Here is a 23,390-nt window from a genome sequence, read left to right as displayed (position 1 = left end):
GGCCACGTCACGAAAGCATCGCCTTCAACTCCGCCAACCCCGTGGCGATCTCGCCCTCCAACGTCTCGATCTCAGCGATGATCTCCAGCGGCGGACGATGCTCCACGTCGTCGTGGACGATCTCCTTGTACGTGTTCAGCGACAGGTCGTAACCCTGCGCGACGATGTCGGCCTTCGGCACGCAGAACGACCGCTCGGTACGCGCGCGCTCGCGCTCCGATGAGTCCCGTGATAGCCACCGCGCCAGCGCATCCGGAAGGTCGTTGGCCTCGATCGGGTTCCGCTTGTCGTCCAGTGAGAACCCGTCGGCCGTCACGTCGTAGAACCAGACGTGGTCGGTGCCGCCGGAGTTGGTCTTGGTGAACAGCAGGATCGCCGTCGACACCCCGGCATAGGGCTTGAACACCCCCGACGGCAGCTTGACGATCCCGTCGAGTTTCTGTTCCTCGACCAGCACGCGGCGAAGATCCTTGTGCGCCTTCGACGATCCAAACAGCACCCCGTCTGGCACGATCACCGCTGCACGCCCGCCGGGCTTGAGCAGCTTGAGGAACAACGCCAGAAACAGCAGTTCGGTCTTCTTCGTCTTCACCACGCGTTGAAGGTCCTTCGAGGTTGACTCGTAGTCCAGCGATCCGGCGAACGGCGGGTTGGCCAGGATCAGCGTGTACTTCTCGGCGTCGTCGCTTGCGCCTGCGGAGAGTGAGTCGCGGTAGCGGATGTCGGGGGACTCGATGCCGTGCAGCAGCATGTTCATGCTGCCGATGCGCAGCATGGTGGAGTCGAAGTCGTACCCGTGAAACATGCTGGCGTGAAAGTGCTTACGCTGCGCGGCGTCCGTCATCACCGAAGGGTGTTGTTCGCGCACGTGCTCGGCGGCCGCGACGAGGAAACCGGCGGTACCCGAGGCAGGGTCGCAGATCTCGTCCGTCGGCGTCGGCGCCGTCATCGCCACCATCAACCTGATGATGTGGCGGGGCGTGCGGAACTGCCCGTTGACCCCCGCGCTGGCGATCTTGGACAGCAGATACTCGTACAGGTCGCCGTTGGTGTCGCGGTCGTCCATCGGGATGTCGTCGAGCATGTCCACCACCCGCGACAGCAACTGCGGCGTCGGGATGGTGAACCGCGCGTCCTTCATGTGGTGCGAATACGTCGACCCGTCGCCGCCGAGGTCGCGCAGGAACGGAAACACCTCGTCGGACACCATCTTGAGCATCACGCCGGGTTCGTCGTTCTTGAACTTCGACCACCGCAGGTGTTGCTGCCCGGGTTTGAAGAGGATGCCGTCGTCGGTCCCGGTGACCCGGGCCTTCTTTTCGGCCAGCGTGTTCAGGTCGTCGAGTCGGCGGATGAACAGCAGGTAGGTGATCTGCTCGATGACCTCCAGCGGGTTGGCGATGCCACCCGACCAGAACGCGTCCCAGACACGGTCGACCTTGCTCTTCAACTCACCGGTGATCACGTTGCCATCCACTCATCTCGCACCGCACGGAACTGAACCGCACTTTATAGACGACGGCGCTGACAACGGCGGAGATCCTGGACGTGGCTCAAGTTCGAGCGAATTTCCAATCGGCGACGACGGACTGAACGATGCGCCCCTGAACGCTGCAACTGTGCTCGAAGGTCTGTTCCAGTTCCGCGACCAGGCCGGCGTCAACGTCAGGGTGTCGACGTCGCTGCGATCCTTCGACGAAACTCGACGCTCGGCGCCAGCGGCCCGGCTCTAGTCGGTCGCGGCGACCAGTGAGCGCAGGTGCACGTCCGGGTTGTCGCGCTGGAAGCCCTCGAGTCGCCACTTCGTCGAGAAGATGACGAGCATGACGCCGTCGGTCCGCGTCAGTACCTCCGCCGAATGCTGCTTGTTGACGAACTCCGCGTCCTCGGGTTCCACGATCCGCGCGACCGTGTAGGGGAGCGATTCGAGCTCGATGGGGGCGCTGAGTTCGCCTGCCATCCGGTGGGCGGCCACCTCGAACTGCATGGGCCCGACGGCCGCGAACACCGGCGCCTGGTCGCCGCGCTTGTCCGAGCGCAGCACCTGCACGACGCCCTCCTGGTCGAGCTGCTCGATCCCGCGCCGGAACTGCTTGTGCTTACTCGGATCGGTGCCACGCGCCACCGCGAAGTACTCGGGCGAGAAGCTCGGGATCGGCGGGTACTCCACCGGAACGTCGCGGTAGAGCGTGTCGCCTGGGCGCAGCGCAGCGGCGTTGGCCAACCCGATGACGTCACCTGGCCACGCGGTGTCGAGGGTGGACCGCTGCTGGCCGAACACCGACTGCGCGTACTTGGTGACGAACGGCTTGCCGGTGGTGGCGTGGGTGAGCACCTCGCCGCGCTCGAACGTGCCCGAGCAGACGCGCGCATACGCGATCCGGTCGCGGTGGGCGGAGTCCATGCCGGCCTGCACCTTGAACACGAAGGCACTGAACGGCGCTTCCGCAGGTCGCCGGTTGCCGTCGACGTCGAGCTGCCCGCTGGGTGGCGGCGCCAGCTGTACCAGCACGTCGAGCAGCTGATTGACCCCGAAGTTCAGCGCCGCGGAGGTGAACAGAAGCGGCGTCGACTCGCAGCCCAGGAACGTGTCCCGGTCATAGTCGGCGCCGTCGGCCTCGAGGAGTTCGGACTCCTCGACCGCGCGCTCCCAGTCGGCGCCCGCAGCCTCGGGCGCGTCCTCGGGGCTGATGTGCTCCTCGGGTGCGGCCTTCGCGCCGCCGGCGGTCCGGGTGAAGCGGATGTAGTTTCCGGTGCGGCGGTCGAGCACACCCTTGAAGTCGCCCGCGATACCGACCGGCCACGTCAACGGGGTGGGCCGCAGCCCGATGCGCGCCGCGATCTCGTCCAGGAGCTCCAGCGGGTCTCGGCCGGGACGGTCCCACTTGTTGATCACCGTGATGATCGGGATGCGGCGATGCCGGCACACCTGAAACAGCTTGAGCGTCTGTGGCTCAAGGCCTTTCGCCGCGTCGATGAGCATCACCGCGCAGTCGACGGCGGTCAGCACGCGGTAGGTGTCCTCGGAGAAGTCGGCGTGCCCTGGCGTGTCGAGCAGGTTGATGACGCAGTCTTTTCCGCCGGACGCGTAGGGGAACTGCAGCGCAGTCGAGGTGATCGAGATGCCTCTGGCCTTCTCCATCTCCATCCAGTCCGACACGGTGGCGCGCCGGCCCGCCTTGCCGTGGATGGCGCCGGCTTCCTGGATGCGGTTGGCATGCAGCACCAGCGCCTCGGTCAGCGTCGACTTGCCCGCGTCAGGGTGGCTGATCACGGCGAAGGTTCGACGACGGCGTGCCTCGGCGGAAATCCGGTCGGCCGCGGGCCCGTCGACGACCACCTGGTCTGGGGAAGCGGTATCGGTCATGTCCCGTCGATGATATTGGCGACGGGCCTCAATGCCGTAATCGCGCCAACACGCTGCGTACGACACCCTCCGACTTTCCGACCGGTGGCTGTCGGTCGGCGTACGGCCACGGCTGGTTGCGCTCCGGCACCGACGAGGCCCGCGCCTGCTTGAGTTGCATCCGCAGGTGGGCTCTGAGTTCGTGCAGGTCGGGGTCGCTCCACTGATTGCGGGCCTCGATCGGATCGGCGGTCAGGTCGTAGAGCTCCCACTGGTCGTCGAGCGGATCCGTGCGGTAGTCCTCGCCGCCGATCCCGTTGGTGGCGAGGTGACGCACGCCCGGTTCGGTCCACGTCGACGGGTCGTCGAACGTCCGCACCAGCTTCCAGAGGTGTCCTGCACCCCCACGCGCGTCGGCGTCGTCGACCCGCACCACCAACCCCTCGAAGTTGGCGGCGACGTGCGCCGGCACCTTGATGCGCAGCGGCGCAGGCGGATTCACGGTTTGGCCCAACGCGCGGGCCGCCCCCGACGCGCCGGTGTCGCCCTCGAGCACGTTGTCGCGCGTCATCAGGTAGATCGCGCGGTCCTCGTCGGCGGGCGCGCCGTCGACCACCGGCATCAGGTCGCGCCCCGGCAGCGGGTGCACCTCGGAGAAGGACTCGGCCAGCGCTTCAGCCACCGAGGAAACGTCGATGCCTGCCGCCCCCAACAACGTGGGTACCAGGTCGACGTGCGACGTCGGCGCGCTGACGACGCGGGCCTGCGTCGCGTTCGGGCCAACGCGGGCGATGACGAACGGCACCCTGGTGGCCTCGTCGTACAGGTTGAACCACTTCTGGTGCAGCCCGCCGTGTGCGCCCAGCAGGTCGCCGTGATCGGAGGTGCGCACCAGCACGGCATCCTCCGAGCCGCCCTCGGTGACCGCGCGCCGCACCCGGTCAAGCGGCCCGTCGACCTCGGCGTGCAGCCGGTAGTAGAGGTCGCGGTACTTCTGCGCATTGCGCTTGTACGTGCGCCCGATCGCAGGCGCTGGCCCGTATCCGGAGTAGTACGCCTCGCGGAAGGCGATCTGCGCGGCCGGTTTGGTGCGCAGGTCCTCGTCCGCGGTGGGCGCCGTGGGCACGTGCGGTGGATCCAGCGTCGCGTCGGGCGACAGCGGGCTGCGGCGCGCCCAGGCCGGGAACAGCACGATGTCGTGGGGGTTGACGAAGCTCGCCACCAACAGGAAGGGCCGCATCGCCTCCGCGTCGCCGGCACGGCGCCGCGCGTAGCGGTCCTTCAGCCAGGCGACGATGCGGTCGGCGAACAGGGGATCGCGGCGAAAGCCACTGTTGGACATGGCCGCTCCGTGCGGCTCCGGCCCGACCCAACCGGAGAAGCCGTACGGGTCGAGCGGGTCGGCGTCCAGGTAGCGCTGCACGGCCGCCGGGTCGACCACACCGTCGTCGTCGTTGGTGGCCAGCGACTCACCCGTTGCGGGGTCCTCGAGGTCGGCGTGGGAGATGTGCCACTTGCCGTCGTAGTGTGTGTCGTACCCCGCCGCGCGGAACCAGTTGCCCAGCGTGGGCACCTCGCCGCGGCGCAGCCAGCGCAGCCGCGAGTCGTCGTACCGCTTGCCGATGCCGTCGGTCTGGGTGACGCCGTGCAGATCCGGGTACTGACCGGTGAAGATCGTCGGGCGGCTCGGCACGCAGGCGAGCGATCCGGTGTAGTGCCGCGCGAAGCTCACGCCGTGCTCGTCGAACCATCGCCGACCACCGAGGGTGCGTTGGCGCCACGCGAGTACGTCGGTCGACTCGTAGGGCGGAACCGCGCGCTCTTCGTCGGTCATGAGGATGACGACGTCTGGCCGATCAGGCATTGGTCTGCTCCATTCGTCGTGCCAGGCCCGCGAGCATCGAGTCCGACTCCTTGGCCATGCCGCGGGAGACCACCCACTCCGCGGCGCGCGCCAGCGGATTCCCGCCGATCTCGACCCGGCTGGTCAACACGACCTCGGTCGCGTCGCCTGCCGGGTGCAGGGTCCAACGATTGACCACGTTGTGTAGTCGTCGGGGGAGGCCTTCGATGGAGTAGGCCAACGCCGTCGGAGGGTCGAACTCGATGATGCGTTCCACCAGCGCGTTGCGGCCCATCTGCACGCGCCGAGTGGTGCCCAGCGCGCCGCCGTCCGCGCCGTGATTCATGATGCTCGAGTGGTCGGCGTTCTCGGCCCACGCACTCAGCGCACCGAAGTCGGCTAGCACGTCCCAGATCGCCTGTGGCTCCGCCGGTATCGTCCGGCTACGGCTGATGTCGGCCACCTCTTCATCCAACACCACTGCGGGACGCAGTGACGGCGGAACGGGGTGACGACGGGCTAGATGAGTTCCCGCTCCGTCATCCACCGCATGACCGGCCACCCGACGAACACCGGTATCCAACACGTCAGCACCCGGTACAGCAGCACCGACGGAACGGCGACCGCCGCGGGTACGCCGAACGCGGCGAGCCCGCCGATCAACGCTGCCTCTACCGCACCGACGCCACCGGGGGTGGGCGCCGCCGAGGCGAGTGTTCCTCCGATCATCGTGACGATGGTGACCGTGACAAAGGAAGTGTCGCCACCGAAGGCCGAGACGCTTGCCCACAAGGCCAGTGCGCCGCTGAGTGTCGTTGCCGCACAACCCAACACGATGAGACCGAGGCGCTTGGGTTCGCGCGCCAACTCGAGTAGGTCGGTCCCGACCTCCTTCAGCCGTGGCCGCACGGCGGTACCCAGCCAGCGCCTCGCCTTCGGCAGGAAGATGAACGTGCCCACCACGCCGAGCGCTGCGCCTGCGATCAGGTACAGCACGGTGGCCGACGGGACGAACGGCGCCAGGTTGGCCGAAACGCCCACCACGGTACTGAAGAAGATCAGCAGGCAGATGTGGGTGATCACCTGAACCGACTGTTGCAGCGCCACTGCCGTCGTCGCACGGAGCGCCCCAAGGCCGCTCTTCTGCAGGAACCGGGTACTCAGCGCGAGGCCGCCCACCCCTGCCGGAGTCGTAGTGGCGGCAAACTTGTTGGCCACCTGCATGATCAACAGATTCCGGTAGCTCACCTCCTCCGACGCGCTCGCCCATAGCGAAGTCGCGGAGCCGAGATAGCCGAGGCCCGACACCGCGAGTGCAAGCAGCGCCCACCACCAGTTCGCCGAGCGCAGTTCGGAGAAGAACGCGGGCACCGTGCTGATGAACGGATAGGCGACGTAGACCAGTGCGACCAACAGCACCAGTTGAATCATCTGGTTGCGGTTGAACCTGGTGATCGTCTCCGAGGGGATCTCGTCGGCACCCGTTCGCCGCTTCACCTCGTCACGTGCCGCGGTCATGACGCCCTTGCAGTCGGTGATCGACCGTCGAAGGCGGTGGGGAAGAGCGGATTTCGTCAGCCGCCGCGATGCCGTCAGCACCGACTCCCTGCCGAATACGTCGATGGCGGCCGCAACCGCGGGTGCCGCCCCGTACAGCGCCGTCGTCGTCACCAGCAGCTGGGCGACGTCCGACTGGAACTGGACTTCGGAGGCGCCGTACTCGGCCTCGGCGAACCCGCCGAACAGCACCTTGTCTTCGTCGACCGTGAGCTCCTTGGCGCGCAGGTCTCCATGCGAGATGCCGTGTGCGTGAAGGATGCCGAGGGCCGCCCACACCAACGCTACGGGAGTCTCCGCCGCGCACTCCTCGATGGTCGTCCCAGCCGGAGGCGTGTGCGCACGCAGCGTCCACCCGCGTTCGAGCGACGTCATCGCCACCGTCGAGGTGTTGGCCACCCCGACGTCGCCGATCGCGATCGCCATGAGCGCCTGGTGCTCCACGGAACGGCGCATCGACGCGTGCATCGGAGCGGTCTCGTTGGACCGCAACCGCAGCCAGCGCCACAACTGACGCAGGGCTCCACCGCTGCGTTGATTGGGTCCATACAGTTCGACCACGACGGGTGTCCCGCCCTCGGCGCACTCCGACGACAGCACCAGCGGCCCTGGGCCTGCCGGCCGAACCACCGTCATCGCCGACACCTCGCACTTTCGTCGCGCCAGCGCTCGAACCGCACCCGCGAGCGGCACCTCGAGGGCGGGGGTGCCGACCACGAGCACGGTCAGCGCACCGACGAACCACCCGACGGCGAGTCCGAGCAGTGAGCGGGCGGGGATCACCGCGCTGACGACGAGGTGAATCGGGACGAACGCCAGAAGCAGTGCCCACCACCAATGCCGCCAGCGTGACGGCAACCACGGGCCCGACACGGTGAGTACGGCGGCCAGCAGCGCGATCCAGCGGGGATCGTCGAGGAACTGTGACAGCAGCGTGTTGAGTCGGTCGGACAGGTCGAAATGCCAACCCGGAGCAGATATTCCAGTGCGGTTGATGGACAGCGCCAACACGGCGAGTAGCCCGGCCGCCGCGTACGCCGCGAGCAGTCGCCAATGTCTGCCGACGATCAGGCCGATCAGGATGACGAATGGTAGTGCAAGGATCGCGATGCCGTAGGCCAGGTACACCAGGTTGGACTGCGTGGGGGTGAGCACCCCGACGATGCGCGATATCGACTTTTCGAGCGCCACCCAGTCGTTTCTGGTGACCAGCGAACTGGTGATGATGACTGCCAGGAAGACGGCGGCGAATGCGAGTCGGATGATGTCGTTCGTGCGGCGGTGCAACGGTTGCAGCAGGCGGCCCGAAACGGTGATGTCCCGCCCGTCCACACGCATGCTCCCAGCTTCCCTGGCTGGCAGCGAAAATCGCCGCTGAATCGCCGTGATCAGCCTGCGACCGCCGGGCGAAGGAAGTCACCGGACACCTTGATCGCGGGCGCCGAGGTGTCGCCGCCCACCACCAACGTCGCGAACGCGATGTCATCGACGATCCCGGCGAACCATCCGTGCGAGTGCGTGTTGTCGCCGAACTCGGCGGTGCCGGTCTTGCCGCCGAGCCCAGGCACGTCCTGCAATGCCGTCGCCGTTCCGTCGGCCACTGTCTGCAGCATCATCGCGCGCAGGCTGTCGACGATGGTCGGCGGAATCTGTTCGGATGGGGTGTCGGCGGTGGTCTTCTCGTCGACGACGAGCGTGGGCGTGATCGTCGACCCGTGCCCGAGGCTGGCCTCGGCCACGGCCAGTCCGAACGGGCTGACCGTCACGGTGCCTTGACCGATCCCGTTCTCGACCTTCTGCGCCGGGGTGTCGGCATTGGGGACGTCGCCGGTGATCGTGGTGAGGCCAGGAACGGTGAAGTCGACGCCGATTCCGAACATGCGGGCCATCTTGGGCAGCGCGTCGGCGGGCAGTTTGTCGGCCAGCACGGCCATCGTCGTGTTGCACGAGCGCGCGAACGCCGTCGTCAACGGCACGGTACCCAAGTCGAATTCGTCGTCGTTGGGGATGGTGCGGTTCTCGACGGTGACGCGTCCGGGGCACGCTTCTGGGGTGTCCGGCGTCGCCAGTCCCGCCTGCAGTGCCGCCGCGGTGGTGATGGTCTTGAACGTCGAACCCGGTGGGTAGCTGCCCGAGAAGGCAATCGGCCCTTGGGCGTTCGCGGCGCCGTTCTGCGCGGCGGCGAGTATGCCGCCGGTGCTGGGGGAGATGGCGACGACGACGGCGGGCCGAGGTTCTGCTGCGACCGCCTGCTGGGCGAGCAGTTGTAGCCGCGTGTCCAAGGTGGTGCGGATCGGCTTGACGTCGCCGGGCGGCGTCGACGTGAGCTCGTCGGTGGGTTGGCCGTTGTCGTCGACGAGGTTCACCGACCAGCCTGCGGTCGCGTCGATCGTCTTCTGCCAGATGTCCGCCAGGCCGTCGATGGCGGGCGAGGACACGTCCCGGTTGGCGGTGAGCAGCGCGCCCTGTTCGGTCACGGTGACTCCAGGCACCTGGGCCAGTTGGTCGCGGACGAGCGCCAGATCCGCTTCGCGCAGCTTGATCACCGTGACGGCGTCGTCCTGAACTCCGGCGAACTGCGCGTTGATGGAGTCCGCGGTGATCGACGGGTCGAACTGCTGCAGGAGCGGCGCAAGTGCAGGCGCGGAATCCAGGTGGTCCCGCGTCAGGTTGATCACGCCGACGGTCTGCCACGTCATCAGTGGTTGGCCGTCCCTGTCGACGACCGGGGTGAGGAAGTTCTTGTCGTCGCTGTACTCGAACGTCACCCCGGCACGGAGTTTGGGGTGCAGCGCGGTGGGATCCCATTGGACGCGCCAGTCGTCGCCGGCCTTCACGGCGGTCGCGGTCGCGTCGTAGCGCATGGTGTGACCGGGGCCGAAGGTCCAGGTGTAGGTGAGCTTGGCCGTGGCCTTGTCGTCGCCCGGCTCGCTGATGTCGGTGACGTCCACGGCGACGGACGCGTTCTTGCCCATGCCGTCGAACATCGACGTGATGACGGGCGTCGCGGTGGCTGCGTCGGTCGTTTCCGTCGCGGCCGCGTTCGCATCCTTGCGCTGCAGCGCGTCGGCGAAGCCGTGCAGTGCGTCGTCCGGGCCGCTGCTGGAGAAGAGCGAGCACCCCGTCGACATCGGGAGCAGGACACACAGCAGCAGGGTCAGCACGCAACGTCGAGTCATGGCACCTCGAGGGTAGCGACGACCCTTGGGCGCTCAGCCGCCAATCCTCAGGCGCGAACCCACTCGACCGTCAGGTCGTCGCGCTTGCCGAACCCTTCCTCGTTGCCGATCCGCGCCGACCGGCGCAGACGAAGGCCGCAACGGCGAGCGTGCTCGTGCACACCATGACGATCGCTGCGGGTACTGCCGTGCCCTCACCGGCGATGCTCACCAGTGGCGAGACAGCAGCTGCCAGACCGAACTGCGTCGCGCCCAGCGCCGCCGATGCCGTGCCCGCGGCGCGGGGAGCCGCGCCGAGGGCCAGCGCGGTGGTGTTGCCGAAGATCAGGCCCATGCTGCCCACAGTCACCAGCAGCGGCAGTGCCAGCCAGGCCGGCGCGACGCCCGTTGTCGCCAGCACCACGAACATCACGGTGGCGCAGAAGCCCGTTGCCAGGCCGATGCCCGCGATGCGGCGCACGTCGTGCCGGGTGGTCAGTCGCGCCGACAGCGCGCTCATACTCAGCAGGGCGAGGGCATTGACGCCGAACATCGCGCCGTACTGGCCTGCGGACAGGCCCATCATCGTCTGATAGATGAACGGTGACGCCGAGATGTAGGCCATCATCGTCGCGAAGGCGCAACAGAACGCCAGGGCATGGCCGAGGTAGGTGCGGCTGGTCAGGTCGCGCAAAGGTGACCCCAATGCCGTCCGCGAGGCGCGCAGTTCGGCGCGCCGGTGTTCGGTGTGGGTTTCGCGCACCACCAGGAGCACCGCGGCGAGCATCAACGTCGACAGCGCGAGGATGACCGCCAGCGCGCCGCGCCATCCGATCGGAGCGATGAGAAATCCGCCGGCGAGCGGAGCGATCACGGGTGCGACGCCGCCGACGATCATCATGAGGCTGAATGCGCGTGCGGCGGCCTTGCCGGTCGCCAGGTCGGCGATGACTGCCCGGCCGATCACCATGCCCGCGGCGCCCGCGACACCCTGGAAGAATCGCGCGCCGATCAACACCTCGACCGTCGGCGCGAACACCGTTGCCGCACTGGCAAGTACGCAGGCCACCGCGCCGACGATCAGTGGCCGCACGCGACCGTATCGGTCGGAAAGTGGGCCGAAGATCAGCTGTCCCGATGCGAGCCCCAGCAGAAACGCCGTGAGGGTCAGCTGGACGGCGGTGGCGGACGTGTGGAGCTCGGCCACCATCCTCGGGAAAGCGGGCAGATACAGATCGGTGGCGAACGGGGCGACCGCCGACAGCAAGGCCAGGGTCACCAAAAGGGTCGGGGTGATGGCCCGTTCCGGTGTGGTCTGGCTGGGTGCCTCCAGGGTCGCGCTCACGTACACCTCCAAGTAGTTATCAATTGATACTTATCAGAATACAACCATTCGGCGTATGCTGGAAGCGTGAAGGGCAGAGATGGTCGTCACAGCACCGATGAGCGCTTGCGCGAGGAGCCGACCGATGAACAGTTCGCCGACCTCGCCGACCTGATCCAAGCCCTCGCCCGCAGGATCAGCACCGAGTCCCACGCAGACCCGCAGGTCATCGAACTCACCCCGACCGAGATCAACGTCATGCGGTTCGTCGACCGGCACCCCGGAACGTCTCCGGCCACCGTGGCCGGCGCCGTCGGACTGCAGCGCAGCAATCTCAGTCGCACGTTGCGCGACCTGGAGGCCAAGGGGTTGATCACGAAGACCAGCCACGAGGGGGACGGCAGGCAGGTCGAGCTTTATCCGACCCGGCGCGCGGCGGCCAATCTCGAACGGCTCCAGGCGATTTGGTCACGGCTTCTCTTGGCCGCTGGCGCCGACCGCCGCAACCTCGATGCTGCGCTGAAGCTGCTGACCGAGCTCGAAGACGGTTTGTCCGCCGGTCCCGGGTCGGGCTGAAGCCGCGTCAGCGAAGGCTCTCGTAGTCGAACAGGGCCCCGCGGATCAGCAGTTTCAGCGCGCGCACCGTGGCGTGATACTGATCGGCCGGCGCCGTCGCGCCATATTCGACGAGTCCCCTCATCAGTACGTAGATCGCGTTGGCGGCGCTGTCCGCGTCGGTCTCCTGGCTGAGTGCGCCCGACGCCGCCGCGTCCTCGACGATTCCCAGCAACACGTTGCGCAGCACCGTGAACATGGTTTCGCGGTCCGCAGAGACGCGAAGGTGCGGCGGCCCCTCGACGCGGATGGCGCGGTCGAACGCGGCGATGAACGGGTGATCGCGCATCATCTCGTCGCATTCGTCGAGCACGGCCATGAAGCGGTCGAGCACGCTGCCGTCCACGTGCGCGGCCTCGGCCAGCCGCGGCACGGCAGTGTCGACGAGCTCGGTGTACGTGGCCATGATCAACGCGGACTTGTTGGGGAAGTAGTGGTAGAGGCTGCCGCCGGTCATGTCCGCCAGCCGGGCGATCTCACGCATCGTCGCGCGGGAGTAGCCGACGTCGGCCACGCAACGCATGGTGGCCTGCAGAATCCGCTGCCGGGTCTTGTCGCCGCTCGCCCCGGCCGGACGGCCCAGCAGTGGCGAGGTCGTCGACACGATGTCCTCCAGACGTCCAGACGTTTCCATGAGTTTCGCACGGTCGGCCGCTGTTTTCGGGGAACTAATCAAACAATTGTTTGATTCATGTTAGCGTCAGGTACGTGGACGAGAGGCGAGTCATGACGGATCAATCCCTCACGACGCTGCTCGACCGCGACGGCATCCGCGAGTGCATCGTGCGCCTGGCCCGCGGCGAGGACCGTCGCGACGCCGCGCTACTCCGCGCGGTCTGCTGCCCGGACTTCACCTGTGATCACGGGATCTCGACGGGCACCTTCGAGGACTACGTGGCTTGGGTGGTGCCCGGGTCGGCGGCGATTCCGTTGACGATGCACACCCTTGGCCAGAGTCTGATTGAGCTCCGAGGCGATGCGGCCGCGGCCGAAACGCACGTCACCGCATACCACCGGATGGTCGCGGACGACGGCGCGGGCGACGTCGTCATCGGAGGGCGATACCTGGACCGCATGGCGAAGCGCGACGGCCAGTGGCGCATCGCGCACCGGACGATGTTGTACGACTGGTACCAGGAGCTCGGTCCTTCGGTCGACTGGGCGCGCGGCGTTATGGGCCTGTCGCTACCCGAGCACAGTCTCGGCCGGGCGCTCGGCGACCCCAGCGAAGCGTTCCTCCGCGACCCGGCGTTCGGACGGTAGGCGATCGACGAAATGGGCAGTCTCTCAGGCAAAGTCGCCGTGGTCACCGGCGCCAGTCGGGGCATCGGCAAGGGCATCGCGTTGGCGTTGGGCGCCGAGGGCGCGACGGTCTACGTGACCGGGCGCACCGTCGGCGCGGGATCGTCCGACCTGCCGGGCACCATCGGCGAGACGGCCAAGGGCGTCGACGGACGTGGTGGAGTTGGCATCGCCGTGCCGGTCGACCACTCCGACGACGATCAGGTGGCCGCGCTGTTCGACAAGGTCCGCTGCGACCATGGCCGGCTGGACATCCTGGTCAACAACGCCTTTGCGCTTCCCGACGATCTGACCGAGGACCGCCCGTTCTGGGACAAGCCACTGTCGAACTGGCAGATGGTGGACGTCGGGGTCAGGTCGAACTTCGTCGCCGCGTGGCATGCCGCGAAGCTGATGGTTCCCCAGCGCCGCGGGTTGATCGTCGCCATCTCGGGCTATGTGGGCGTGACGTACACCTACGGCGTGGTCTTCGGGATGTGCAAGTCGGCCGTCGACAGAATGGCGCGCGACATGGCCATCGAGCTTGCGCCGCACGGTGTCTCGTCGTTGTCGCTCTGGCAGGGCCTGACGTTCACCGAACGCGCCGAACGCGAGCTCGCCCGTCACCCGGAGTTCGCCCGGCGCACCGTGACCGACCCCGCCGTCGGGTGCAGTCCCGAGTTCCCTGGTCGCGTGATCGCCGCGCTCGCCGACGACGCGGACGTCATCAAGATGTCGGGGGGCACGTTCATCACCGCCGAAGTCGCCGACGCGTACGGGGTCACCGACGTCGACGGCAGCACCGTTCCGTCGCTGCGGGCTCTGCGTGGCTCGCCGATCTGGCGTCCGATTCCGGAGGCATCACGTGAACCTTGACCGCCAAGCCCGGGTCGACCGCATGCTCGACCGCCAGGACGTCTTCGACTGCCTGCAGTGCTTCACCCGCGGCATCGACCGCTTCGACCGCGACGTCTTCCTCTCCGCGTTCCACCCCGACGCGACCGTCGCCGCAGGCGATTTCGTGGGTGCCCCCGCCGAGCTCTACGACTGGGCCAGGGCCATGCACGAGGAGGGCCAGGTGGCGACCATGCACAACGTGCTCAACTTCCAGTGCGAGCTCGACGGCGACACCGCACATACCGAGACCTACTACCTGTTCGTGGCGCGCAATCGCGACGAGTCGAACTGGATGGCCGGCGGTCGCTACCTCGACCGGTTGGAGCGACGTGCCGGTGAGTGGCGAATCGCCATGCGGACCAACACGATCGAGTGGTCGGGAATGGTGCCCACCATGCCTCTGCCGTTCGCCGACGTCGTGGGTGTTCACGGCAACGGCGCCCCGTCGCGCACCCCAGCTGACCCGTCGTATCAGCGGCCGTTGGTCAACCGTCGTGCGCGCCACGATCCGCGTACCGACGCCTGAACCTCAGCGCTGAGGCGGATCGTCGTTCAGTCGCGGGCCAGTGCCCATCGGATGCCGCCGACCAGCGTCCGCCCGGCCAGCCGGACTGCGGTGGTCTCCACCGGCGGCAGGTAGGGCAGGCGTAGTGGCCACCTCGCCCAGGCGGGCAGCATCGCGACCGAGGTGGCGGCCAGTAGTCCGTACGGAGGTCGCGCGAGTAGTGGCAGCGGCGGCGTCAGCAGCAGATACCGGGCCGCCTCCCGAGCGGCTGCGGTGCCACGCAGCTCCGGACGGAAGGCCGACATCCGCTGTGCCAACTCGGCTTCGCTGCGCGGCGGATCGACCACCCCCAGCGCCTCCGCGACCCGCGCCGTGTCGGCGACGTAGCCGTCCCGGCCCTGCTGGTCTAGTGGTGCGGCCCCGTAAAGCTGATGCGCCAGAAGGAAACTCTGCACCTCGGCGATGTGCACCCATTCAAGGAGGTGCGGGTCGGACGCTTCATAGGTTCGCCCGTCGGGAGCCGTGCCATGCACGCGTCGATGAATGCCGCGCACCTTGTCGACGGCGCGCTGGGCGTGCTCCGCGGGCCCGAACGTCGTGACCGCGAGAAACGTGCTGGTGCGCTGTAGCCGGCCCCACGGATCTCCCCGATAGTCCGAGTGTTCGGCGACGCCCGCCATCGCCAAGGGGTGCAGCGACTGCAGCAGCAATGCGCGGAGTCCGCCGACGAACATCGACGCGTCCCCGTGCACCCGTCTGATCGGGCGGTCCTCGTCGAACCAACGGGGGCCCGGAGTGCCGTGAATTCGAGCGCGGTTGGCGGGGCCGTCGGGGCCTGCCACCATGCCGAACAGCCGTTGGCCCAAGCCATCACGCACACTCTTGACGTCCTCCCCGCAGTGAACTGCGAGGATTCCTCGTGCCGGCCGGCTGTCTCGATAGGCGTTCATGCGGCTATCGCCGTGGGCTGGTCGGTAGTGGAGGTTCGCGCCGAGCGGCTCTGTCGCATCGTGGTTTTGGCTTTACGCCTCGCTTTGATGCGCGCCACTGACCTCCGCGAGGGCGGATGTCTGCGGCCTTGCCGCTTGCGTGCTGTCGCACTACGGCTGGACTTCGGCGGCCCGTCGACGTCCTGACGGTGCAGCCAGCCGGTGCTGGCTGTCTGCAAGTCCAGCCGATCGACCCCATCGGCCCCGGTTCGGACGTGCAGTCCGAGGTAGGCCGAGAGCAGGTCTCGATCTTCGGTGATGCCACACCCACAACGGTGGACCCGTTGCGAAAGCGGCTTCTTCTTTCTCGTCCCGCACAGACAGGTTTGCGACAAGGCGGTCGTGTAGGGGCTGTACTCGTAGAGGGTGGTGCCGCCGGCGCTTTCAGCCTTACGGCGCATCATCTCCACCAGTAACCCCGGTGCCCGGTCGCGCACACTGCGCGGGAAGTTCTTCTGCCACGACACGTAATCCAGGCTTTCGCAGGTGATATCAGTGCCGTGGCCCAACAAGCGGTTGCCCAGTGCCCCATGCAACGTCTTGCGATGCTCAGCCAGGCGACGATGTAACTCGGCCACCCGGATCGTGGTCTGCTGCGCGGTGCGTGAGCGTTTCCAGCCGCATCGGCCTGTCGTGTGGGTGCCATCAGGGCGGAAACACTCGGCTGATCCGCCGCGGTGCTGGCGATCCAGATGCCGCTGCGCCCGACGTAGCCGCATCGTGTCCAACCGGATCGCATCGGCCAGCGGCTCAACCCAGCCCGACCAGCTGCCATCGACACACTGCACGGCCACCGCAATCTGAGACGGTCCCAGGTCGAACGACACCCTCCCGTTGCCGCTCGGATGCCGCCTGCTCGGATGCCCATCGCAGACCAGTTGCATGCGGTAGGTGTCGGCACCATTGATCACCGTGCGCACAATCCGTGTCGACAACACCTTCCCCGCCGCGATCAATCCATCGATCTCGACGAGTTCGGTCTGCTGCTCGGCACCGCGCCGGCCACTGCGCCCGGCCGCCGCGATGGGGATGACGAATCCGGCTCCCCACTGCAACCCGACCAGTCGGCCCGCGGCATCGGTCTTGGGCCGCAGCGCGCCATAGCCGTCCTTGGCGGCCAGAGAATGCAGACCACGGCGCGTGTTCTTGAACCGCGGTTTGCCCTTCTGGCCGAGGTGCCACTGGCGCACTGCATCGAACACCCGCGCACCCAGGTTCTGGGTCTCCTGGGCCGGAAGGTGATCGCGCACCCAGGATTTCCGCAGTGACGACGCGTAGGACTGCGCCGCATCCACGGTGAAACCATGGGCCTGCTCCACCGCCCGGAACGCCGTACCGCGACGCGTGCGCTGGGCCGCGGTGCGGCGCGGTAGCTCCCGCGCCGCCACCCAGGCCGGATCAGATTTCACGGCGCGGCTGCGGGCGATGAACTCGCCCAGCACTGCGTTGAACACCCGAACCCCGGTGAAGAACCTGATACGAATCTGGCGGCACTGCGCGCCATCAGGTCGCAGTGGCCACGACCGCACATGCGTGGGCGCACCCTTCGCCCGCCTGCGGGCACGCGGCCTACCCACCGGCAGCTCCTCGGCCGGTGTCGCCGCCTTGCGGTAGGTCTTACCCACAGCCCAACCGTAAAGATGCCCACTGACAACCACGACCTACCGCCGCACCCGGCCCAGCATGTCGCTGCTGCACGCGCACCTGGTGTTCGTAACCAATTAGCCGGCGCCCGGTGTTCACCGACGCCAAGCGCACATACTGCGAGCACACCATGCGCAGCATCTGCTTCGACCTCGCTGTCGAGCTGGTCGAGTTCAACGGCGAAACTGACCACGCATACCCGCTCGTCGCCCATCCCCCCACACTCGCGATTTCCGTTCTCGCCCAACGCCTCAAAGGGCCGCACCGCTCACGAGGTGCGCCCGAATTCACCGGCGCCTGTGTCCGCGCACGCATGCGCGGACACCTCTGGTCGCCGTCTTACTTCGTGGTCTCTGCGGTGGCGCACCCTTGTCGATCATCAAGCAATACATCGACGGACAAGCCCGACCACTCCGACCGCCGGGCTTCACCCGGCGACACAGAGGATGGGCTCTCCCCGGACTGAAGTCCGAGGCTTGCGCCCAAGAATCCGGTCAACACCGGGAGCGCCACGTCACGACAGTACGCCGGCAAACGAAGCAGCTTCACACGCACGTAAGCGCGGCCACGCTCATGAAACGCATAGTGTGCCAACCGTCACCGGTCCGTGTTCCAAATGTGACAGAAGTAGAGCAGTGTTCCAGAAGTTACGGCAGTGATTCGGATTCGTGATCCCCAGGAAGTAGAGCCCACATGACGGACTTTTCGCGCGTGATCGGCGTCTCGGCGAAAGCCGCAGGTGCACTGGCCATTTCGGCGGCGATCGTGGTGGCGGCGAACGTCGCACCCAGCGTTGCGCGTGCCGACGTTGTCAGCGACCAGTTCTTGTCGACGCTCACCAACTCCGGGGTGTCCTACGGAGATCCGAACATGGCCGTGACCATGGCCCAGTCCATCTGCCCAATGCTTTCGCAGCCGGGTGGCAACTTCGCCGCCGTCGCATCACAAATGGGTGGCACCAACGGGATCTCGCCGGGCATGGCCAACTTGTTCACCAGCATCGCGATCTCGATGTACTGCCCCAGCATGATGGCGTCGCTCGCAAACGGAAGCTGGCTTGGCCAGGGCGCAGCGATGGGAATCCCGGGACTGTCCGGTATTCCGGGGCTGTCTGGCATACCCGGCATCTGACCGTCGATCGCGTCCTCCCAGCTTTCTGACAGGCGACGACAGCTCCCATCGCGCGGGGTTGACGGCTACGTTTGATCGGGAGGTGCGGCCATGGCGACGTTGGTATCACTCAACGTCGGGCTGCCCAAGGACGTCGCATGGAAGGGCAGGACCGTTCACACCGGCGCCTGGAAGCAGCCGGTGGATGGCCCGCGAATGGTCCGCAGCGGCAACATCGACGGTGACGGCCAGGGCGACCTCGGCGGGCACGGCGGGGAGAACCGAGCGGTCCTGGTGTATCAGATCGACTCCTACCGGTATTGGGCCGCCGAACTCGGCCGTGACGACCTGGCGCCCGGTCACTTCGGAGAGAACTTCACCGTGGACGGGCTGCCCGACGACGAGGTCTGCGTCGGCGATCGCTACCGGATCGGCGATGCGGAGTTCGAGGTCACCCAGCCGCGAGTCACGTGTTACCGCGTCGGCATGCGGATGTCGGTGCCGAACATGGCGTCGCTCTTGGTGTCTCACCATCGTCCAGGTTTCTACCTGCGCGTGCTGACGGAGGGCGAGGTGGCGGCAGGCCAGGAGATCGTCAAGGTCGCCTCGGGCCCCGAAGCAGTGACGGTCGCCAAAATCGACGCGCTGCTCTATCTCCCCGGACATTCGCGCGACGCGCTCGACCGCGCCCTGCGGATCCCCGCACTCAGCCCCGGCTGGAAGACCTCGCTGGAGAACCTCGCCAAACAGGCGACGGCGACCGGCAACACCGGTTTGACCGGGGCAGCGTCGAGCCCGCCGCCCGCATGGACGGGTTTCCGCCCGTTGGCGATCACCGCGTTACACGACGAGAGCGGTTACGTCCGGTCGCTGTCCCTGGCTGACCCCGCCGGTGGCCGGCTGCCGGGATGGCTACCGGGTCAGTCGATCACCGTGCGGCTTCGGCCCGACGACGGCGAGCCCACCGTCATCAGGAACTACTCGCTGTCGAACGTGCCGGATTCCGGTGACTACCGCATCGGCGTCAAACGGGAGCCCAACGGACGCGGCAGCGGATACCTTCACGCCCGGGTCGCGATCGGCGACGTGCTCGACGTCGCGGCGCCGCGCGGCACGTTCTTCCTCGCCGACGGTGAGCGCCCGGTGATCCTGTTGTCTGCCGGCGTCGGGATCACCCCGGTGCTTTCGATGTTGCACGCGCTCGCGGAGTCGGGTTCGACGCGTGAGGTCTGGTGGCTGCACGGCGCGCGCAACGGCTCGGAGGATCCCTTTGCCGCCGAGAGCCGCGAGCTCCTGAACCGGTTGCCCGGCAGCCATTGCCACGTCTTCTACAGCCGTCCGTCCGCGTCCGACGGGGTCGGGGTCGACTTCACCGCGCCGGGTCGGCTGTCGGTGGACGCGTTGCGCGCCCTCGGTCTGCCGCGGGATGCCGAGGCCTATCTGTGCGGTCCCGCCGACTTCATGGCCACGCTGAGTGCAGGTTTGGCGGCATACGGGCTCGACGTCGCGCACATCCACAGCGAAACCTTCGGCGCCACAGCCGCACTCACGCCCGGCATCGCTGCGACACCGTCGGTTCCGCCGCATCAACCGTCTGGTCCGGCCGGGTCGGGGCCGGACGTCGGCTTCGCCCGCAGCGGCCTCACCGTGCCGTGGGGGCCGCCGTACGACAACCTGCTCGAGTTCGCGGAGGCGTGCGACGTGCCCACCCGCTGGTCGTGCCGAACGGGTGTGTGCCACAACTGCGAAACGGCGCTGCTCTCGGGTTCCGTTCGATACGACCCCGAACCGCTGGAACCGCCGGCGGACGGGAACGTCCTGATCTGCTGTTCGACGCCGGCCGACGCCGTCGTGCTCGACCTGTGACCGCTACCCGAGTTTGAACCCGGTGTAGCCGCCCGCGGCGACCTCGTCGCAGCGGCGCCGAAACTCTGGGATGCCACCGGAGTACCCCATGTACATCCGCTTCTTGCCCGGCACGTTGCCGCCGTTGTACCAGGAATTGCACGAGGGGTGGACGAGCACGGTGCCCGCAACGATCGACGTGGCGTGCTCGATCCACTCCAGCTGCGCGCCGGGCAATGCCTCGATCGTGCGATGTCCGTTGGCGCGCAGGTAGGTTAGGCAGTCGGCGATCCATTCCACGTGTTGCTCAAGGGCGGCAACGAAGTTCGATGCGGCCGCGGGGCTGCCCGGACCCTGAACCGTCAGCAGATTCGGGAATCCCGCGACCGCCAACCCGAGGTACGACATCGGGCCCTCGGAGGCCCAGTAGTCCCGCAGCAGCACGCCGTCACGCCCGCGTACGTCGATGCGCGTCAACGCACCCGTCATTGCGTCGAAACCCGTGGCGTACACGATCACGTCGAGCTCGTAGAAGCCCTGCTCGGTCTGGATCCCCGTCGGCGTCACCGTGGTGATGGACCCCTTGCGCAAGTCGACGAGGCTGACGTCGTCGCGGTTGTAGGTCACGTAGTAGCCCTGGTCGATGATCGGCCGCTTGCACGCGAACGGGTGCGTCGGCACCAGCGCCGCGGCCGTTGCGGGGTCCTTCACGATGCGGGCGATGGCCTTGCCGTACAGCTCCGTGGCCATCCGGTTGGCCTCGATGTCGAAGAAGATGTCGCCCCAGTCCAGTGCGCCCATCACCCCGCGTTCCTCGACGGCGCGCAGCTGGTCTTCGCGCGACGCGGTCTTGATCGGCGGACGGGAAAGCATGTTGATCAGCACGGAGAACGCCGACAGCCGAGCCGCACCGACGGGGTGTTCCCTTTGCGCGGCCCGGATTTCGCCGTAGTTGGCCTTGAGCTCGTCGAGCTCGCCTGGCTCGAACGAGCGGACCTGCCACGGCAAGGTGTACGCGGGGGAGCGCTGGAAGACGGTGAGGTGGCCTGCCTCCTTGGCGACGACCGGGATCAATTGCACACCGGTGGAACCGGTTCCGATGACGCCGACGCGCTTGCCGGTGAAGTCGAAGCCTTCGTCGGGCCAGCGGCTGGTGTACAGCGACGGGCCCGCGAACGTGTTCATGCCCTCGATGTCGGGTTCGATTGGCACCGACAGGATGCCCGACGCCGCGACGACGAATGGGGCGACGAACGTCTCGCCTCCTTCGGCCTCGAGCACCCACTGGGCCGCGTCTTCGTCGAATGTCATCGCGACGACGTGCGTGTGCAAGCGAATGTCGCGACGCAGATCGAGCCGGTCGGCGACGAAGTGGAGATAGGCCTCGATCTCGGGCTGGGCGGGCATCGACTCCGTCCAGACCCACTCCTGCTGGATGTCGTCGGAGAAGCTGTACGAGTACTCGATGCTCTCGATGTCGCACCGTGCGCCGGGGTAGCGGTTGAACCGCCACGTGCCACCGATGTCGTCGGCCTTCTCCAGCACGCACGTCCGCAGGCCGCGCGCACGGAGCTCGTGCAGCATGTAGAGGCCGGAGAACCCGGCGCCGATGATCACTGCGTCGAACCGGGTGTCGCCGTCGACAGCCGCCATATCGTCCTCCTTGGAACTGGCTGCCTACCTTACCGAAAGCCATACAGTAGGGACCAGTATTCGGGCGTCGGAGTACCGTAGTCCAGGTGAAAGGCCCGCTCGGGATCACGCTGTGCGCGCACGCCGCCGTAGCGATGGCGTCGTTGGCACTAGCTGCCCCGGCGACGGCCGATGACTGCGTGGACGGCTATCTCGCACGGTGTTCGGGTCCCGGTGTGTCCAGCCCTCGCGTCACGGGTCCGGCGGGCCAGGTGCCGACCGTGCAGGGGGTGCCGTGCACGGGGCGACACCTCGGCGTGTGCATCGCCTTGACGCAGGGCCGCGGTGATTTCGGTGTCTATGCGAGGGGGCCTTCGATGGCGCCTGACTCGACCGTCCGACGTCCGTAGCTTCGGTCAACCGGACAGCGCGGTGACGGAGTCCAGGTCGGCAACATGCTGTGAGAGCCGCTCGATCGCCGCCAGGGTGTAGTCCCGGGGCTGTAATTCTGGCTCAAACCTGCTGCCGCCCAGGGTGAACAATCCGAACACCCAGCCGTGCATCGACTGTTGCCGGTACGCCAGCCATGCCTCGTCGAAGGAAGGAGGGTTGTGCACACCGCCGTCACGGAGCTGCTCGAGGTAGGACCGGAGCAAGCCTTCCTCCCAGTGTCGGCGGTCGTCGGTGGCGAGGGCTCCGCCGAGCGCGTACGAGTAGTCGAGTGCCCAGTTGCCCCGAGCCACGCACTGCCAGTCGTAGAGGCCCATGCGCCCACTTTCGTCGCGCAGCCAGTTGCCGAGATGCAGGTCCTGATGCAGCAAGGTGGTTGGTCCACCGCGGTGGAGGCTGAGCGATTGCATGAATGCTCTGTAGACGTCGTTCCGTCGGCTGTACAAGGAGCTGGGCACGATGTCCTTGGCACGTTCGAGGCCAGTCAGTGTTCGCTTTTCGAATCCCACCCTGCGATTCAAGTTCTCTTGCCACTCGAGTGCCGGACGCAGTCGCTTGAGATCTCCGTTCATCCGCGGGCTGTCCCATAGCGCACTGTGATAGGCCGCCATTTCGGACACCATGTCTTCGGCGTCGTCGCGGGTGACTGGGTTCTTGAGCGGATCGGGGAACGTCCAGCCGCGGGTGGTGAGATCTTCTAGCAGTACGAGCGAGCGATGCGACTTCGCGTCGTAGCCGGAGTAGTAGGCGTTTGGGCTTCGCAGCTTGAGATCTGGTCGCGCGAGGTTGTAGAACACCGATTCGCCTTCGGCGATGCCGGTGATTCCCAGAAGCATCCGCGACCCGAAGGTCGCAGTGGACTTCGAAAAGAGCCGCTCTGGCAATCCCGCCTCGCGACCCGCGGCGTTGTACTCGACCGTTATCGCTCGACGAGCGCTGGTGCCATCGCTGCCACCCGCAACCGAGACGTCGACGACTTGGGCGCCGGGGATGTTCGAGCAGAGGGCCGAGGTGAGCCACTGCGGTGTGATCGACTCGGCAGACGGCGGCACCGTCTTGGCGCTGACTGGCACCGGACTAGTTCCAATACCGTTCAGTTAAGACTACATGGGTGTAGTTTGTAGTGCATGCCTCGTGCGGGTTGGCGTAAGCCGGAGTCGGATCGTCGGTTGTCGGATTTGGTGTCGGTGGGGG

The 23,390-nt window shown here is 67.1% G+C and carries 19 protein-coding genes and 1 pseudogene; 8 read left to right on the top strand and 12 right to left on the bottom strand.

What is annotated here, in order from left to right; genetic code table 11:
* Nucleotides 1-7: 7 nt before the first annotated feature.
* The 7 genes from SLQ33_RS32935 to SLQ33_RS32905 form a co-directional block, all read right to left on the bottom strand.
* Nucleotides 8-1,465: a class I SAM-dependent DNA methyltransferase gene (locus SLQ33_RS32935; protein WP_319458187.1), complete on the bottom strand. Its 1,458-nt coding sequence runs from the start codon at nt 1,463-1,465 to the stop codon at nt 8-10.
* Nucleotides 1,466-1,729: 264 nt separating this feature from the next.
* Nucleotides 1,730-3,367, bottom strand: coding sequence for a peptide chain release factor 3 (locus SLQ33_RS32930; protein ID WP_319458138.1), 1,638 nt, complete (start codon nt 3,365-3,367; stop codon nt 1,730-1,732).
* A gap of 28 nt (nt 3,368-3,395) precedes the next feature.
* Nucleotides 3,396-5,210 (bottom strand): sulfatase-like hydrolase/transferase, encoded by a 1,815-nt coding sequence (locus SLQ33_RS32925; RefSeq protein WP_319458137.1) that lies wholly within the window; start codon nt 5,208-5,210, stop codon nt 3,396-3,398.
* Nucleotides 5,203-5,670 carry an SRPBCC family protein gene (locus tag SLQ33_RS32920; protein WP_319458136.1) on the bottom strand — a complete coding sequence of 156 codons (468 nt, stop codon included), beginning with the start codon at nt 5,668-5,670 and terminating at the stop codon, nt 5,203-5,205. Before SLQ33_RS32920 ends, SLQ33_RS32925 begins: the two co-directional genes overlap by 8 nt.
* A 38-nt stretch (nt 5,671-5,708) precedes the next feature.
* Nucleotides 5,709-8,084 (bottom strand): lysylphosphatidylglycerol synthase transmembrane domain-containing protein, encoded by a 2,376-nt coding sequence (locus SLQ33_RS32915; protein WP_319458135.1) that lies wholly within the window; start codon nt 8,082-8,084, stop codon nt 5,709-5,711.
* A gap of 50 nt (nt 8,085-8,134) precedes the next feature.
* Entirely contained in the window at nt 8,135-9,925 is a 1,791-nt protein-coding gene (locus tag SLQ33_RS32910; protein WP_319458134.1) for a penicillin-binding transpeptidase domain-containing protein, read from the bottom strand.
* A 70-nt stretch (nt 9,926-9,995) separates the two neighbouring features.
* A complete protein-coding gene (locus SLQ33_RS32905) occupies nt 9,996-11,249 on the bottom strand; it encodes a multidrug effflux MFS transporter (RefSeq protein WP_319458133.1) in 1,254 nt (417 codons plus the stop codon).
* A 66-nt stretch (nt 11,250-11,315) separates the two neighbouring features.
* Between SLQ33_RS32905 and SLQ33_RS32900 the strand changes: the two genes are divergently transcribed.
* Nucleotides 11,316-11,804 (top strand): MarR family winged helix-turn-helix transcriptional regulator, encoded by a 489-nt coding sequence (locus SLQ33_RS32900; RefSeq protein ID WP_319458132.1) that lies wholly within the window; start codon nt 11,316-11,318, stop codon nt 11,802-11,804.
* Between the two features lie 7 nt (nt 11,805-11,811).
* On the opposite strand, the gene SLQ33_RS32895 is transcribed toward SLQ33_RS32900, so the two are convergent.
* Nucleotides 11,812-12,447 carry a TetR/AcrR family transcriptional regulator gene (locus SLQ33_RS32895; protein WP_319458131.1) on the bottom strand — a complete coding sequence of 212 codons (636 nt, stop codon included), beginning with the start codon at nt 12,445-12,447 and terminating at the stop codon, nt 11,812-11,814.
* 122 nt (nt 12,448-12,569) lie between these two features.
* On the opposite strand from SLQ33_RS32895, the gene SLQ33_RS32890 reads away from it, so the two are divergent.
* Genes SLQ33_RS32890 through SLQ33_RS32880 form a run of 3 tightly spaced genes read left to right on the top strand, consistent with a single transcriptional unit; the run spans nt 12,570 to nt 14,547 of the window.
* Entirely contained in the window at nt 12,570-13,106 is a 537-nt protein-coding gene (locus SLQ33_RS32890; RefSeq protein WP_319458130.1) for a nuclear transport factor 2 family protein, read from the top strand.
* Nucleotides 13,107-13,118: 12 nt separating this feature from the next.
* Complete coding sequence (locus SLQ33_RS32885; protein ID WP_319458129.1) at nt 13,119-14,000, top strand: SDR family NAD(P)-dependent oxidoreductase; 882 nt, start codon at nt 13,119-13,121, stop codon at nt 13,998-14,000.
* The gene (locus tag SLQ33_RS32880; protein WP_319458128.1) at nt 13,990-14,547 is read left to right on the top strand and encodes a nuclear transport factor 2 family protein; all 558 of its coding nucleotides are present in this window, start codon (nt 13,990-13,992) and stop codon (nt 14,545-14,547) included. The genes SLQ33_RS32885 and SLQ33_RS32880 overlap by 11 nt, the downstream gene beginning before the upstream one ends.
* 26 nt (nt 14,548-14,573) lie before the next feature.
* Here SLQ33_RS32880 and SLQ33_RS32875 read toward each other — a convergent pair whose 3' ends face one another.
* Both SLQ33_RS32875 and SLQ33_RS32870 read right to left on the bottom strand, forming a co-directional pair.
* Nucleotides 14,574-15,371, bottom strand: a complete 798-nt coding sequence (locus tag SLQ33_RS32875) for an oxygenase MpaB family protein (RefSeq protein WP_319458186.1) — start codon at nt 15,369-15,371, stop codon at nt 14,574-14,576.
* 101 nt (nt 15,372-15,472) lie between these two features.
* Entirely contained in the window at nt 15,473-16,969 is a 1,497-nt protein-coding gene (locus SLQ33_RS32870; RefSeq protein ID WP_319458127.1) for a transposase, read from the bottom strand.
* Between the two features lie 229 nt (nt 16,970-17,198).
* Here SLQ33_RS32870 and tnpA point away from each other — a divergent pair.
* The 3 genes and pseudogenes from tnpA to SLQ33_RS32855 form a co-directional block, all read left to right on the top strand.
* Nucleotides 17,199-17,570, top strand: a pseudogene (gene tnpA, locus SLQ33_RS32865) (IS200/IS605 family transposase); the annotation flags it as partial.
* A gap of 282 nt (nt 17,571-17,852) precedes the next feature.
* On the top strand, nt 17,853-18,290 hold the full coding sequence (locus SLQ33_RS32860) for a DUF732 domain-containing protein (RefSeq protein ID WP_319458126.1): 438 nt from the start codon (nt 17,853-17,855) through the stop codon (nt 18,288-18,290).
* A gap of 90 nt (nt 18,291-18,380) precedes the next feature.
* Nucleotides 18,381-20,135 carry an MOSC and FAD-binding oxidoreductase domain-containing protein gene (locus tag SLQ33_RS32855; RefSeq protein WP_319458125.1) on the top strand — a complete coding sequence of 585 codons (1,755 nt, stop codon included), beginning with the start codon at nt 18,381-18,383 and terminating at the stop codon, nt 20,133-20,135.
* A 3-nt stretch (nt 20,136-20,138) separates the two neighbouring features.
* Here SLQ33_RS32855 and SLQ33_RS32850 read toward each other — a convergent pair whose 3' ends face one another.
* Nucleotides 20,139-21,767 (bottom strand): NAD(P)/FAD-dependent oxidoreductase, encoded by a 1,629-nt coding sequence (locus SLQ33_RS32850; protein WP_319458124.1) that lies wholly within the window; start codon nt 21,765-21,767, stop codon nt 20,139-20,141.
* Between the two features lie 86 nt (nt 21,768-21,853).
* Here SLQ33_RS32850 and SLQ33_RS32845 point away from each other — a divergent pair, with 86 nt between their 5' ends.
* Nucleotides 21,854-22,156 (top strand): hypothetical protein, encoded by a 303-nt coding sequence (locus tag SLQ33_RS32845; protein ID WP_319458123.1) that lies wholly within the window; start codon nt 21,854-21,856, stop codon nt 22,154-22,156.
* A 6-nt stretch (nt 22,157-22,162) separates the two neighbouring features.
* On the opposite strand, the gene SLQ33_RS32840 is transcribed toward SLQ33_RS32845, so the two are convergent.
* The gene (locus SLQ33_RS32840; protein ID WP_319458122.1) at nt 22,163-23,269 is read right to left on the bottom strand and encodes an aminoglycoside phosphotransferase family protein; all 1,107 of its coding nucleotides are present in this window, start codon (nt 23,267-23,269) and stop codon (nt 22,163-22,165) included.
* Nucleotides 23,270-23,390 lie beyond the last annotated feature (121 nt).

It is taken from the genome of Mycobacterium sp. RTGN6 (assembly GCF_033804605.1).
GTDB lineage: Bacteria > Actinomycetota > Actinomycetes > Mycobacteriales > Mycobacteriaceae > Mycobacterium.
The sequence above is the reverse complement of the archived record's forward strand: the minus strand, read 5'-3'. Positions and strand labels throughout refer to the sequence as shown.